General features: G+C 45.9%; 12 protein-coding genes. 6 read left to right on the top strand and 6 right to left on the bottom strand.

Annotated features, from left to right (window positions below):
* Positions 1–11 precede the first annotated feature (11 nt).
* Both glgA and TES5_RS09900 read left to right on the top strand, forming a co-directional pair.
* The gene (gene glgA / locus TES5_RS09905) at positions 12–1,451 is read left to right on the top strand and encodes a glycogen synthase GlgA (RefSeq protein WP_068561755.1); all 1,440 of its coding nucleotides are present in this window, start codon (positions 12–14) and stop codon (positions 1,449–1,451) included.
* An 18-nt stretch (positions 1,452–1,469) separates the two neighbouring features.
* Positions 1,470–3,866 (top strand): glycogen/starch/alpha-glucan phosphorylase, encoded by a 2,397-nt coding sequence (locus TES5_RS09900; protein WP_068561709.1) that lies wholly within the window; start codon positions 1,470–1,472, stop codon positions 3,864–3,866.
* Between the two features lie 116 nt (positions 3,867–3,982).
* Here TES5_RS09900 and TES5_RS09895 read toward each other — a convergent pair whose 3' ends face one another.
* Entirely contained in the window at positions 3,983–4,345 is a 363-nt protein-coding gene (locus tag TES5_RS09895) for a DUF4828 domain-containing protein (RefSeq protein WP_068561708.1), read from the bottom strand.
* A 212-nt stretch (positions 4,346–4,557) separates the two neighbouring features.
* Between TES5_RS09895 and TES5_RS09890 the strand changes: the two genes are divergently transcribed.
* A complete protein-coding gene (locus TES5_RS09890) occupies positions 4,558–5,916 on the top strand; it encodes an aspartate kinase (RefSeq protein ID WP_068561707.1) in 1,359 nt (452 codons plus the stop codon).
* 98 nt (positions 5,917–6,014) lie between these two features.
* Here the strand turns inward: TES5_RS09890 and TES5_RS09885 are convergent, their stop codons facing one another.
* Together TES5_RS09885 and TES5_RS09880 are read right to left on the bottom strand one after the other, a co-directional pair.
* Positions 6,015–7,958, bottom strand: a complete 1,944-nt coding sequence (locus TES5_RS09885; protein WP_068561706.1) for a heavy metal translocating P-type ATPase — start codon at positions 7,956–7,958, stop codon at positions 6,015–6,017.
* 259 nt (positions 7,959–8,217) lie between these two features.
* On the bottom strand, positions 8,218–9,039 hold the full coding sequence (locus TES5_RS09880; RefSeq protein ID WP_068561705.1) for an undecaprenyl-diphosphate phosphatase: 822 nt from the start codon (positions 9,037–9,039) through the stop codon (positions 8,218–8,220).
* 220 nt (positions 9,040–9,259) lie between these two features.
* Here TES5_RS09880 and TES5_RS09875 point away from each other — a divergent pair, with 220 nt between their 5' ends.
* A complete protein-coding gene (locus tag TES5_RS09875; RefSeq protein ID WP_068561704.1) occupies positions 9,260–9,769 on the top strand; it encodes a PTS sugar transporter subunit IIA in 510 nt (169 codons plus the stop codon).
* A 322-nt stretch (positions 9,770–10,091) separates the two neighbouring features.
* Here the strand turns inward: TES5_RS09875 and TES5_RS09870 are convergent, their stop codons facing one another.
* From TES5_RS09870 to TES5_RS09860, 3 genes are all read right to left on the bottom strand, one after another.
* Positions 10,092–10,709, bottom strand: a complete 618-nt coding sequence (locus TES5_RS09870; protein WP_068561703.1) for a flavin reductase family protein — start codon at positions 10,707–10,709, stop codon at positions 10,092–10,094.
* A 4-nt stretch (positions 10,710–10,713) separates the two neighbouring features.
* A complete protein-coding gene (locus tag TES5_RS09865; RefSeq protein ID WP_068561702.1) occupies positions 10,714–11,616 on the bottom strand; it encodes a VOC family protein in 903 nt (300 codons plus the stop codon).
* A gap of 140 nt (positions 11,617–11,756) precedes the next feature.
* Entirely contained in the window at positions 11,757–12,788 is a 1,032-nt protein-coding gene (locus TES5_RS09860) for a lactonase family protein (RefSeq protein WP_068561701.1), read from the bottom strand.
* Between the two features lie 174 nt (positions 12,789–12,962).
* Between TES5_RS09860 and TES5_RS09855 the strand changes: the two genes are divergently transcribed.
* Both TES5_RS09855 and TES5_RS09850 read left to right on the top strand, forming a co-directional pair.
* Complete coding sequence (locus TES5_RS09855; protein ID WP_178137827.1) at positions 12,963–13,322, top strand: PTS glucitol/sorbitol transporter subunit IIA; 360 nt, start codon at positions 12,963–12,965, stop codon at positions 13,320–13,322.
* Between the two features lie 11 nt (positions 13,323–13,333).
* The gene (locus tag TES5_RS09850) at positions 13,334–14,533 is read left to right on the top strand and encodes an AI-2E family transporter (protein ID WP_068561699.1); all 1,200 of its coding nucleotides are present in this window, start codon (positions 13,334–13,336) and stop codon (positions 14,531–14,533) included.
* Positions 14,534–14,552: the final 19 nt, after the last annotated feature.

Genomic DNA, 14,552 nt, shown 5'->3' with positions numbered 1-14,552 from the left:
GGATGCGCACGATGAAAATTTTATTTGCCGCAAGTGAGGCTGCTCCTTTTTTCAAAACAGGTGGTCTCGGCGATGTCGCATACGCATTGCCGAAGGAGTTAGTCAAACAAGGCGTGGATATCCGGGTTGTCCTTCCTTATTATTCAACCATGCCTGCAAAATACAAAGAAGACATCAAAGAATTGTTGCATTTCCGCGTACAAGTCGGTTGGAAAAGCATGTACTGCGGTGTAAAAACATTGGAATTAGATGGCGTAACCTATTATTTCATCGATAATCAAGCCTATTTCGATCGTCCGTCCTTGTACGGCCAAATGGATGATGCCGAAAGGTTCGGCTTCTTCTCGCTGGCGATCTGCGAAATGATGGAAAAAATTGATTTCATCCCGGATGTCGTCCATGTGAATGATTGGCATACCGCCATGGTTCCTGCCCTGCTAGTGGACAAATATCATTGGATCGAAGCGTATCAAGGCATCCGCAAAGTCATCACGATCCACAACATCCGTTTCCAGGGTGTCTATGATCCGTCCGTTCTTAACAGCATTTTCGGGACCGGCATGAACATCTACCATGAAGCCGGTGTGAAATATTATGACAGCGTCAATTTCATGAAAGGTGGCATCAACTTCTCTGACGTTGTCACAACTGTCAGCCCATCCTATGCCAATGAAATCCAGACACAGGAATTCGGTGAAGGCTTGGAGGGGACTTTGGGGTACAACAGCTGGAAAATCAGAGGGATCATCAACGGAATCGATTACGATGTCAATGATCCGGAGACCGATCCGAAACTTGAATACCATTTCACAGCCGATGATTTGACCGGTAAGGCAAAAAATAAAGCAGCCCTGCAGGAACGTTTGGGTCTGGAAGTGAATCCGGATATTCCATTAATCACGAGTGTAGGACGCTTGACTGACCAAAAAGGCTATCAGCTTGTGCAGGAAAAAACCGAGGAACTGTTGAATGCGCGCGATGTGCAGATTGCCATTCTCGGGACCGGCGAAGAGCAATACGAGAACTCGTTCCGTTATTTTGCCGCAAAATATCCTGACCGCTTCGCGGCGGTCATCGATTTTGACATCTCCTTGGCGCAGCAGATGTACGCAGGAGCAGATCTGTTCCTGATGCCTTCCGCTTTCGAACCATGCGGGTTATCGCAGATGATTTCGTTGCGCTACGGAACTTTGCCGATCGTACATGAAACGGGCGGTTTGAAAGACACGGTGATCCCTTACAATTCCTACACAGGAGAAGGAACCGGATTCACCTTCATTGATTTCAGCGGGTATGCACTGCTGGGAACCATCTACCGAGCGCTGGACGTATATGAAAATCAGCCGAAAGCCTGGGCAAAAATGGTGCGCGAAGCGATGAGCCAGGATTTCAGCTGGAAAGAACCGGCCAAAGATTATCTGGATGTTTATCAGTCATTAGTAAACGAATAAGAGGAGTTGCAAACGTAAATGGCATTTGACGTTCAAGAATTCAAGAAAGAATTCCAGAAGAAATTCGAGGAATTATTCGCTTACGGTTATGAGTCGGGTTCGAAAACGGAGCAGTACATCGCTCTGGGGGATTTGGTGCGGGGCCTCTACTCTGACGACTGGATTCAAACCGTGACGGATTACAACAAGAAAAAAGAAAAACAAGTCTTTTACTTTTCCATGGAATTCCTTCCTGGAAGAATGCTGAAAAGCAATCTCCTGAACATGGGGATAATGGACTGCGTTAAACAAGGCTTGGAAGAGCTTGGGTTGGATTTGGATGAGGTGGCGCGCGCTGAAGTCGATCCGGCTTTAGGGAACGGCGGCCTCGGAAGATTGGCTTCCTGCTTCATGGATTCGATCGCATCGACCGGACTTGCCGGCAACGGGAACGGTATCCGCTACCGGTATGGACTTTTCAAGCAAAAATTCCTCAACGGTTACCAAATCGAATTGCCGGAAAACTGGCTGCGCAATCGGAACGTATGGGAAGTACGGAAAGAGAACAAAGCCGTCATCGTCCGTTTCGGCGGAGATGTCAGTTTTACGCAGGATGGGGACGGCAAGTTGCGTGTGCATCACGAAAACACCAGGGATATCCTGGCGGTTCCTTACGATACTGCTCAAATAGGCTACAACAACGGAATCATCAACAATCTGCGCCTTTGGTCAGCGGAAATTCCATACGGCGATGAGGCACGTTTTTCTACAGAAGAACAGCGCGAGGAAGTCAAACGCATCACTGAGGTACTGTATCCGGACGATTCCAATTATGAGGGCCGACTTTTGCGCGTCCAACAGGAATACTTCTTCTCTTCTGCCGGCGTCCAAAGCATTGTCCGCTATTTCAAACAATTAAAGCTGGACTGGAGCCTTTTCCCGGATAAAATCGCCATCCATATCAATGACACGCATCCGACTTTAGCGATCCCTGAATTGATGCGGATCCTGTTGGATGAGGAAGAGTTGACTTGGGATCAGGCGTGGGAAATCACGAAGAAAACTGTCAGTTATACCAACCACACGATCCTCCAGGAAGCCATGGAGCGTTGGCCGGAAACGATGATTTCAGATCTGTTGCCGCGTATCTATCAGATTATCCAGGAAATCAACCGCCGTCATATCGACAAAAAAACGCCTTTATACGGTGAAGATTTATCGCAACGCACTGCTATAATCGCCAATGGCCAGATCAAGATGGCCAACCTTGCCATCATCGGCAGCCATAGCGTCAACGGCGTCGCAAAATTGCACTCGGATATTCTGATGGCTGACACGCTGCACGATTTCTATGTGATGTATCCGCAAAAATTCAACAACAAAACGAACGGCATCACGCAAAGGCGTTGGGTTCAGATCGCAAATGAAAACCTGACCGAAATGCTTGATGAGACGATCGGTACGGAATGGAAGAGCGATCCGGAAGAAATCAAAGTTTTGAAGGCCCACCGTGATAACAAAATTGTTCTGGACAAACTGGAGCAAGTCAAACTGGCAAACAAAAAACGTTTCGCGGATTATGTGCTGAAAGAGATGCATATCGAAATCGACCCGAATGCTTTGTTCGACGTGCAGATCAAACGATTGCACGCTTATAAGCGCCAATTACTGAATGTGCTGCATATACTGGACAGATATCTGCAACTGAAGGATGATCCGAAGGCAAATCTGCAGAAGCGCGTCTTCATTTTCGGTGCTAAAGCTGCCCCAAGTTATTACTACGCAAAACAAATCATCAAACTGATCAACGCGATTGCGGATCTTGTCAACAACGACCCTGCCATCAATGACAAGATCAAGATCGTTTTCGTCGAGAACTACGGGGTATCCTTGGCGGAATTGATCATTCCGGCTGCTGATATCAGTGAACAGATTTCTCTTGCCGGCAAGGAAGCTTCCGGTACAAGCAATATGAAACTGATGTCGAACGGTGCTGTAACGATGGCTACTTTGGACGGGGCCAACGTCGAAATCCGGGACAATGTTGGTGATGAAAATATCTTCATCTTTGGCCTGAAGAGCGATGAGGTGCAAGAGTATTACCGCAATGGCGTATACAATTCAAGGGAAATCTATGAAAAGAATCCGCGTCTGAAACGGATCCTGAATCTGCTCATTGACGGGTCGATTCCTGGCGTTGAAACGGAAGGTCGCGACATCTTCGATTCGCTGGTCATGTACAATGATGAGTATTTCCTTTTGAAGGACTTCGATGGTTACCTACAAGCGCAATATGAGGCGGATGTGGCCTTTTCCGACAGAGACAGATGGAACAGGATGGCATTGATGAATATCGCAAGCTCAGGACCATTTTCATCGGATTACACAATCCTGCGTTACGCGGATGAAATTTGGAAGATCAAACCGAGATCCTGACCTAAGTAAACAAATAGCAAGCAAGGGCTGCCTCAGAAAAATGGGGCAGCTCTGCTTTTGTCATTCATTAAAAAAAACGCCCTGATCAGGGGCGTCTTCGGTATAGCGGCGATCCGCTATTTATCGGATTCGCGTTTGAAGTAAAATTCCTGCTGCTCCGCTTCATCATAGATGGTCAGGGTAGGGGATGTATCTTTTTTCAGAATCAGATAATAGCCGAAATGGTCGCGAAAGACCAGTTCGTTTGGTTTGGATTCTTCAAGGGTCGCCTTTAATTTTTTGTTGTTGAGGAGAATTTCCAGATTATCAGTAATTTCAACCTTCAAGGACTGTGCGTCGTTTTTCCAGGTGCCGATGTAAGGGGTATACGTTGTTGACGGGCTTTTACCGGCATTGCGGTTTGACTTGAACAAAGCAGAGCTGATGCTTGCGATTACGGATAATCCGACGACGATCCTCAAAGGATTATTTTTTTTCACTGATTTGAAACCTCCCACATTAAGTTAACTCATAGTATATTCCTTTTTTTGCAAATGGCCATAGTATTAACAATACAAATATGTTACAAATGATGTAAAGTTTGAAAAGGTAATTGCCATAGCCGTGATATGATGCTATTCTAAAGCATAAATGAAAATACAATTACAAAATTAAGAATTCATTAAAGAAATCAAGCGAGGAAGTGTTCGGTTTGAAGGTTATTAAATTTGGCGGGAGTTCCCTTGCGAATGGGACTCAATTGAAAAAAGTATTGCAGATTGTAAAAGATGATGCAGACAGGAGAATCGTGGTCGTTTCAGCACCAGGGAAGCGCAATGACTCGGACGAAAAAGTTACGGATCTGTTGATCAAGCTGGCTGATGAGGTGAAAAACAAAGAAGATCACCAAGAAACCTTAAAGACAATCCTGAAAAGATATCAGGATATCGTCGATGAATTGGAGATCGATCCGAGCGTTATGGACATCATTTCCAACAACTATGTGAAATTGATCCAGACGAAATTTTACAACGAATTGTATGCTCTGGATGCTTACAAAGCCAGCGGTGAAGACAATAGCGCCATCCTAGTGGCTGCATTTTTCAATCAAGAGGGTATCCCTGCCAAATACGTCAACCCGAAGGACGCAGGCCTATTGGTCACTGACAATCCAGGCAACGCGCGTGTATTGTCGGAATCCTTCAAGAATCTGTATGCTTTGCGTGACTCGAAAGAAGTCATCGTATTCCCGGGCTTCTTCGGTTACACCAAGGACGGACAATTGCTTACCTTCTCAAGAGGGGGATCAGACATCTCCGGCGCAATCGTCGCCAACGGGGTCAAAGCCAGCCTATATGAAAACTTCACGGACGTTGATGCCATTTATGTTGCAAACCCGAAAATGGTCAAACATCCGAAAAAAATCAAACAACTGACTTATCGTGAAATGCGTGAATTGTCCTACAGCGGATTTTCCGTATTCCATGACGAAGCTTTACAACCGGCCTTCAGCGCCGGAATCCCGGTTGTTGTCAAAAATACCAATAATCCATCAGCTCCAGGCACAAGCATCACGAGAACGAAGCCTGAAAACAAGCAGATTGTTTCCGGTATTGCCAGCTCGACTGGATTCATGAGCATCTACATCGGCAAATACCTGATGAACCGCGAAGTCGGATTCGGACGCAGAGTGCTGCAGATATTCGAAGATTTCAACTTGAACTTCGAACACATGCCATCCGGTATCGACGATCTGTCGATTATCCTGCGCGCCAATCAGATGACGATGCAGCAGGAACAAGAGTTGCTTTACCGCTTGAAGAACGAATTGGAAGCGGACGATGTGCACGTAAAAGGCGGCATATGCCTCCTGATGATCGTCGGCGAAGGCATGGTCAATTCCGTCGGTACTGTGGCGAAAGCGTGTACCGCACTTGCTGAAGCGGACATCAATCTGGAAATGATCAACCAAGGCTCTTCAGAAGTCAGCATCATGTTCGGGATCGACGAAAAGGACGAAGCCAGAGCAGTCAAAGTGCTTTACGATGCATTTTTCCCGCAAAAAGACTGACTGCAATGAATAAGCTGTGGCTGTTCTCGTCCACGGTGCAAGCGATAGAAAAAGGAAAGCGTTCGGGTTTATAACTCCGAACGCTTTCCTTTTTGTATTCATTTTTCGTGTGCAAGTCCTGTGTTCGAAGTCGTCCCATTCGATTTGGCAGTTCCTTGAAAGTGATGGGTGGGTATATTCGCCAACAACCTCAAACTGTTCAAGATGACCAGTATCGTGCTGCCTTCATGCCCGACCACTCCAAGCGGAAGGTTGATCAGTTGGAACAGGTTGGACAAAATCAGTATGAGGATGACGGTGATTGAGAAGATGATGTTCTGCATGGTGATTTTTTTCAGCTTCTTCGACAAACCATAACAATATTCCAATTTGTCCAATTCGCTCTTCATCAATACCACATCCGCCGTTTCCATGGCGATGTCAGTCCCTTCCCCCATAGCGATGCCGATATCGGCGTTCGCCAATGCGGGTGCATCATTCACGCCGTCTCCAACCATCCCGACCAATTTGTATTTAGCCTGAAGTTCTTTCAGAATGGTGGTTTTGTCCTCGGGAAGACAATTTGCGCGGATCTCATCCACACCCAATTGTTTGCCGATAGTCTGTCCGGTAGCTTCATTGTCGCCTGTGATCATGATCGTATGGACGCCATTGGCTTTGAAAAAGGCGATCATGTCTTTTGCCTCTGATTTGGGTGTATCCAATAGAGCATAATAGGCTACGACTTTATCATCCTGGGAAACATAGATGACGGTTTTTCCTTCGTTCTGGAGTGCGAAAGCTTCCTTTACGAACGACGGCTCGTTCAGTTCATCGGTTACGACGAAGGTCTTTTTGCCGATTTTCCATTTGCTTCCGAACGCTTCCCCGGCCAACCCGAAACCGGTAAGATCCTGGATTGAATCCATCTGGTTCTTCACATATTCCTTTGTTTCGAGATGCTGGACCAACGCGGAAGCAATCGGATGAGTAGATGAGTGCTCCAACGCATATACGACGGACATGATATGTTTTTCATCCGTGCCTGCCAGATAATTGGCTTCCGTCACTACCGGTTTGCCTTCCGTCAGCGTGCCTGTTTTGTCGAAGGCGATGCAATCCATGGCCGAAAAGTTCTCGATCGCGATGCCACCTTTGAAGAGGATACCGCGTTTGGCTGCATTGGAAATGGCGGAAAGGACAGCAGGAGTGGCCGATGCCATCAAGGCGCAAGGGGAAGCGACCGTCAACAGCACCATGCCGCGATAGAATGATTCATTCCAACCCCAATCCAGGAGGAAATAAAAAACGGCAATCATGACCGGCACAAAAACAAGGACGATCTTAACATAGGTATTTTCAATGCGGTTGATGAAGCTCGCTGTCTTCGAAGGGGTCTTTTGCGCTTCTTCCACCATGCGGATGATTTTGGCGAACAAAGTATCTTTGGATTCTTTCGAGACGGTCATGGTCAGAGCTTCACTCAAGTTGATCGTGCTGCCGAAGATATCATCGCCGACCGTCTTTTCGACAGGGACGGATTCACCGGAAATGGCGGCTTCATCGATCAGGCCTAGACCCGACGCGATCGTGCCGTCGATGGGGATGCTGGCGCCTTTAGGGACCATCAATGTATCGCCGACTTTCAGATCCTTGACTGCAACGTCTTCGATCGAGCCATCCGGGTTGATGCGTTTTGCGATTTCAGGGACAATGTTCATCAACGCTGTGATCGCTTGGGTACTTTTATCGGTCGCGTATTCCTCCAGTGAACCGGATAACGAGAAGATAAAGATGAGCAATGCGCCTTCCATCCAGTAGCCGATCAAAGAGGCGCTAACTGCTGCAAGCACCATCAATATGTCGACGTTCAGGTGTTTATTTTCAACTGTATCGATGAATCCTTCTTTTGCTTGTTTATAGCCGCCTATGATGAACGATAACACGAAAATGATGGCTGCAGCTGTATCAAAGTTTTGCCATTGCAACACAATGCCAAGAATGATGAGAATGCCACTGATCGTGGTTGCGATCATCGCTTTATTCTTGAATAAATCTTTCATGATTTGACACTCCTTCCTATATGCCTTCATGATAGCACTAAAGAAATCCAGATTATAATCATTATAATCAAATGGAAATGAATCTCATTCTCAATGTCCATATATCAGACACAATTTGAAGCGGCAGAAAATTACGCACAGCAATAAAACCAGAAGGTTAACAAAAAAATACAGATTATAATAATTGTTAATAAGGACTATAGATGTTCTGGATGACAAAATAAAAAGCCATCCCAAAAAGGATGGCGAAACTCATTTTTCAGACAAACATAAAATAGATCAGGACGATGGCACCAAGGACAATCCGATACCAACCGAATGCCTTGAAATCATTGCGTTTCAGATAACCGATCAAGAACTTGATGGCAACGATCGAAACGAGGAAAGCGGTAAGCATGCCTGATAAAAGAACGGCGAATTCAAGTCCGGTAAAGTTGAAGCCGAATTTGATGATCTTCAAAAAACTGATTCCGAACATGATCGGAATGCTCATGAAGAAGGAGAATTCTGTCGCGATGAAGCGTGAAGTACCCAATACGATGCTCCCCAGGATGGAAGAACCGGAGCGCGATGTACCCGGAATGATCGAGAGGGCTTGGAACAGACCAATCTGGAATGCCTTCATATAAGTTAATTGGCTGAAATCGGTAATGCTCGGTTCGCGATCCTTGTGCCTGTTTTCGATCACGATGAACAAGATCCCGTAGATGATCAGTGCCAAAGCTACGACCGTCGCGTTCAAGAGATTTTCATCCGCCCAATCGTTCAAAGGTAACCCGATTACGCCTGCTGGGATACAACCGATGATCACTTTTTTCCAGATATCCCAAGTCTGGTTCTTCTCTGCCTTCGTTTTGCTTGAAGAGAAGGGATTCAGTTTGTGGAAATAAATGACGACCACAGCCAAGATAGCTCCTAATTGGATCACATAGAAGAACATCTCTTTGAATGCCTGCGAGAGGTTCAACTGGATGAATTCTTCTACAAGGATCATATGACCCGTGCTGCTGATGGGCAGCCATTCGGTTATTCCCTCGACGATTCCGAGGATGATTGCTTTCAGTATTTCCATAAATTCCATATAATATCCTTTCTGTTGCCCAATATTTTGATGCTCCATCATCTAGTATAGCGAAATGAAAAAGATTAGCCAACTATTTTCAAGTATTCTGCTTAACGATGTTTATTTCTTTTTCGATGTAAGCGGTGCTCAAAAAAATTCACATTACCGAACGATTTATGTTAAAATGAAGTGTACTAATTTTAACATAAGCTCATTTAAATAAGAAAGAGGCGATAGCATGTTTGACTTTTTTAAGAAGGGTGATAAGAAGGAAACACTACCGGTTGAGAAAGAACTCTTATATTCACCAGCAAATGGTATTGTGGTTCCAGTTTCGGATGTTGCAGATCCGGTCTTTTCCCAAAAAATGATGGGTGACGGGTTTGCGGTCATTCCTACTGACGGAAACATTTATTCTCCAGCAAAAGGAAAAGTATTGAGCGTATTCCCGACAAAGCATGCGGTAGGCATCCTGTTGGACAGCGGATTGGAACTTTTGTTGCATATGGGTTTGGACACGGTTGAGTTAAACGGAAAACCATTCGAAATCTTTGTGAAAGAAGGCCAGGCTTTGACTGCCGATACACTCATTGCTAAAGTTGATCTGGCACAACTGCAAGAAGCGGGCAAAGATTCTGCGATGGTCGTTGTGATCACAAATATGGATAAAGTAAAAAGTTTCAGCCTGGATGTAACCGGAGAGGCTGCCGTAAAAGCAGAAATCGGAAGCGTCGTGCCGAAAGAATAACAGAATGAATTAAGAAAAGCTGAACGGGTTCGTTCAGCCCTGAAAGAAATTTAGGAAATCTGTCCGACTGAGCATCGAAGAGCGCAATAGGATAGATTTATCTAATTTCCGAAGGGCTAACCCGTGAAGCTGGACATTATTTTAGGTGCATGAAACATGTTGCAAACTTGTGAAACACCTACGGTGATGCACTTTTCACTCTGGAAATTTTTATAAATTCCTATGTATTTTAAAAAAAGCTTCATCCGGCTAGCCGGATGGAGCTTTTTGCTTCGCTATCGCCTCCCTATGCTTTGGCCTTGGCTAAATGGAGCGCAGCCCGTTAAGGACGTTCCAACGAAAAAATCTCTCCGAGCTTTGTGTAGTCGTTGCCGGCCAGCCTTGCGACAGGCGCCAATTTGTCGGCCCAAACGTATTGTTTCTCGTGATCGAAGACCGTTTCATCGAAAAGGAAATCTTCGACGCGCAAGATGAACAGATCCGTCAGCACTTTGCCATCAGCATCCGTCAGAGGCACATATTGATGCACCGTGGTTTCCATGCGGATTTTCGCTTCTTTGATCGCGGGTACAGTGACAGTGTGGCTGGCGGTCAACGTCAATTCCGTCAGATCGATTTCGCTCTCTGTGTCCGGTAGCTGAGCGGCCGTCCTGTTCATCTCCTCCACCAAGTCTTCGCTGACGATGTGGACGACTCCTTGTCGGGAAGCCAGCAGGTTTCTGGCGGAATCCTTGATTTTCCCGTCATTCCTCAGAATGGCCACGCTGATCAGCGGCAGCACGTTCGAAGCGACGCTGAAAAAGCTGAATGGCGCTGCATTGACGACCTGGGTTTCCGGATTCTGGGTAGTGATCCAAGCAATCGGGCGGGGAATGATGCTCCCCGTCAAAAATTTGTACATTTGTTTTGTGTTGAGTTCTTTAGTATTGAAATGCTGCATATGCTCACTTCTTTCTTTTAAGGATATTGGCTTCGATTGCCTTTCGCTTTGGTTCCAGAAAATCAGGGAGAGCGAACGTTTCCCCGAGTTTTTCCAAAGGTTCGTCAAGTGTGAAGCCTGGATAATCGGTCGCTATTTCGATGCGTAATCCGTTTGGTTCCCGTAAGTAAAGACTTTGGAAATAACCGCGGTCGATGATTTTTTCAACGGTGATCTGCCTGTGTTTTGCCTTATCCAGAATCAAATCAAGGTCTTTGCGTTCAGGCACGCTGTAGGCGATGTGGTCGATGGCGCCTTTGCCTAAACGGGAACGCCTCAGTCTAGTGGACTGGATAAGCCGACTTTCCCCATCCAATGCAGAAATCGGGCGAGCAACATGATCCAACAGGCTCATGCCGAGCACGTCACGAAAAAAAGCCTCCGTTGTTCCGAGGTCGGCCACAGTGTAATGGATGCCCAGTATACCGATGATCTGGTATTGGGCGGGCACGTCGCTGTGGCGTGTCGCCTGCTCGGGTGCTATCACTTCAGCTGCTTCAACCAGAGTGATTTTCATGTCGTCCGGGTCCAAGAAAGAACAGCTTACTTCATCGTTTGCAATCAAACGAACAGCCTTTGACGTAAGCCGTTTTTTCCAGAACGGCAGACTGCCTTGGGGGATCTTCAGCAGCACTTCATGGATGAAGCTGTCTTCTTCGTGGCGTTGGCCGACTCTGGGCAGCTCGAAAAAAGTCAAAATCGTACCAGGAGTTCCCTTGTAGTCCCCATAAAAAAAGTGAGGATCGGTCAAGTTTTCCTGATTGACCGTCTGTTTGACGAGACGCAAACCTAGGGTATCGGTGTAAAAGGTTTTGTTCTTCTCCGCATCTTTGATGATGGCGGTGAGATGGTGAAAACCGGTAATCATATAAGCTCCAACCTCCGTTCAAAAGATACATACAACGAGTATACAGGAGAGTGCCTCAGCGAGGTAACTATTTTGCTCAGCTGTGCCAATAACCAAAAACCCCCCAAGTTCATCCGAACGTGGAGGGAAATGTATGAAGTCTAGTAGAACACGCAAACGCACTCAGGCGCGTAGACGTCCTTTTGCAGCAACGTCAATTTACCTGTTTCTGCATCGCGCTCGAACAAAGTCAGGTTATCGGAATCCTGATGAGCTACAATCACGAATTGGCCGCTCGGATCCAGGTTGAAGTCACGGGGGATGTTTCCTTCGGTAGGGACATATTCCACTAACGACAATGTTTCGCCGTCTTCGGATACCGCATAGACGACCAATGAGTCATGACCACGGTTGGACGCATAAACGAATTTTCCGTCTGCGGAAATGCGGATAGCCGCGCCACCGTTGAAACCGGTATGCTCTTCAGGGATGGTCGTGATGACTTGCAATAACGAGAACGTGCCTGTTGTTGCATCATAAGCCAACACCTCAACATCGCTGCTCAACTCACCGAACATGTAAGCCACTTTACCGTTTGGATGGAAAACCAAGTGACGCGGGCCTGTCCCAGGAGTCGCTTTATAACGGGCAACTTCCGCCAGTTTGCCTTCATCAGAAACCGTGTAGGTGTAAACTTCGTCGGTACCCAAATCGCAAGCCAACAAGAATTTCTTGTCTGGAGATAGCGCGCTGTAATGCACATGCGGAATTGTTTGATTTTCATGGATGCTCGAACCCTCATGTTGTGCGCGGTCCGTCATTGTGAATGAACCATCAGCGTTCTCTTTGTAGACAGTCAAGTAACCACCGTGGTAATTGGCAGTGAAAATCAATTTTTTGTCTTCGTCGAAGTAGATATAGCAAGGCGCAGATCCTTCAGCAGAAATTTCAGCCACCTTGTCATAGCTTCCGTTTTCATTTTTCTTGAAAGAAGTGATGCCACCGCCTTCATCCGTTTTGGAAATCGCGTACAGCGTTTCTTTGTCCGCAGATAAGTCCAGATAAGTAGGGCTGTCGACTTCCGCAATCAAGCGATAATCACGTAATTCTTTTTTATCGGTGTCCAAAATGATTTGATGAACCCCTTTACTCTCTCTTTTTGTGTAAGAGCCAAGATATAAAACTTGTTCCATCCAAAGACCTCCTAAATATTATGATAATTCCATTATAACAAATGCCCTCCACAATGACAGGGAAAAAACCTTGCGAAGCAAATAAAGTTGGATTCAACGGCATAATCGATGGTTTGCCAAAAAAACTGTGATAGAATAGAAATTGTAAAAAGTGTCTGAAAAGGGGATATGTATATGCAAAGCAAAGTAATTCAAATTGGAGAAAAAGCTATAGATATAAAAGAACCGATGATCATTCTGTTCGATGACAGCGCAACGGAGCCCTTGCAGCAAATTTCCGTCATCCATCGTTTCATCGAGCCCCAGGAATGGTTCGAACTGGCGGACGGAGACCGGATTTTGTTTGATGATCAGGAATACCGCATATCCTATATCGGTAACCATGTCCTAAAAAATTTGCAGTCGATCGGTCACACCACCATGATTTTCAAAAACTGGGATGAAGAACGCTTGGAAACAAGCATCTATTTGACTCCTTATGTTTTGCCGGCAATAACGGACGGCACGATCATTTCCTATAAGAAGAAAGATTGAAGGTGAGTCCAATGGAAAGAGCTCCGCGTAGAGGAACGAAATCCGGGAATAGGTTGTCGTGGTTTGAAAGATGGTTTCTGAACAACAAATTCGTGACTGTCCTACTGATCACTTTACTCATTCTCTTGATTGTTTTGGTATTTTCAAAAATCTCTTATCTTTTAGGGCCAATCGGCAGCTTCTTCAGTGTCATCGGCTTTCCGCTGGTAATGGCGGGTATCTTTTATTATATGCTGAACCCTATTGTAACGCTGTTGGAGAAGAGGGGGATAAAACGATTCGTCGGTATTTGGATTGCCTTCGTGCTGGTGCTGCTGCTGATGATTTGGGGTTTTGCAATCCTGATTCCGATTATCCGCGATCAGACTATAGGGATACTCCGCGAATTTCCTACTTATTGGCAGGCAATCGAGAGCATGACGATCGAATTGATCAACTATGATTGGTTCACCTCGCTGCAGGAACAAATCAATCAAATCAATTCGGACATCTTCAACTCCATTTCCGCTAAATTGAATGAAGTCCTGTCCAACACTGTCAGCGGGTTGGGCAGCGTCGTCGGCCTGTTGACGAATGCGTTTGTAGGAATCGTCACGATGCCTATCATCTTGTATTATCTACTGAAGGAAGGAGATAAATTGCCACTGACTTTTCTGCAATTATTTCCTACAAACCTACGGGAGTCGATCGGGGACTTGCTGAAGAAAGTCAACACGCAGATCAGCCAGTATGTGCGCGGTCAGATTACGGTCGCGTTCTTTGTCGGGTTGATGTTCGTCATCGGTTATGCCATCATCGGAATGAAATTCGGAATCGTGCTTGGGATATTCGCCGGATTCCTGAACATCATTCCTTATATGGGTTCCTTCATTGCGATGGTGCCCGCGGTGATTGTTGCGATAGTGGATTCTCCGCTGATGCTGGCAAAAGTGCTGCTGGTTTTCTCAATCGAGCAATTCATTGAAGGACGCGTCATTTCACCGCAGATACTCGGCAGCAATCTCGAGGTCCATCCCGTCACGATCATCTTTGTATTGCTTACGGCAGGAAAATTGTTCGGTCTGACCGGTTTTATCTTGGGTATTCCCGGCTATGCAGTCCTTAAAGTCCTGTTCATGCATATTTTTGAATGGTACAAGGAAATATCCGGATTGTATCTGGATGAACCTGAAATTGTAGAAGAGCCTGACGAGGATTATCTTCAAGAATAATCGAAATGAAAAGAGGAAT

Origin of the sequence: Trichococcus sp. ES5, from assembly GCF_900067165.1 — a bacterium.
Classification (GTDB): Bacteria; Bacillota; Bacilli; order Lactobacillales; family Aerococcaceae; genus Trichococcus; species Trichococcus flocculiformis.
The sequence above is the reverse complement of the archived record's forward strand: the minus strand, read 5'-3'. Positions and strand labels throughout refer to the sequence as shown.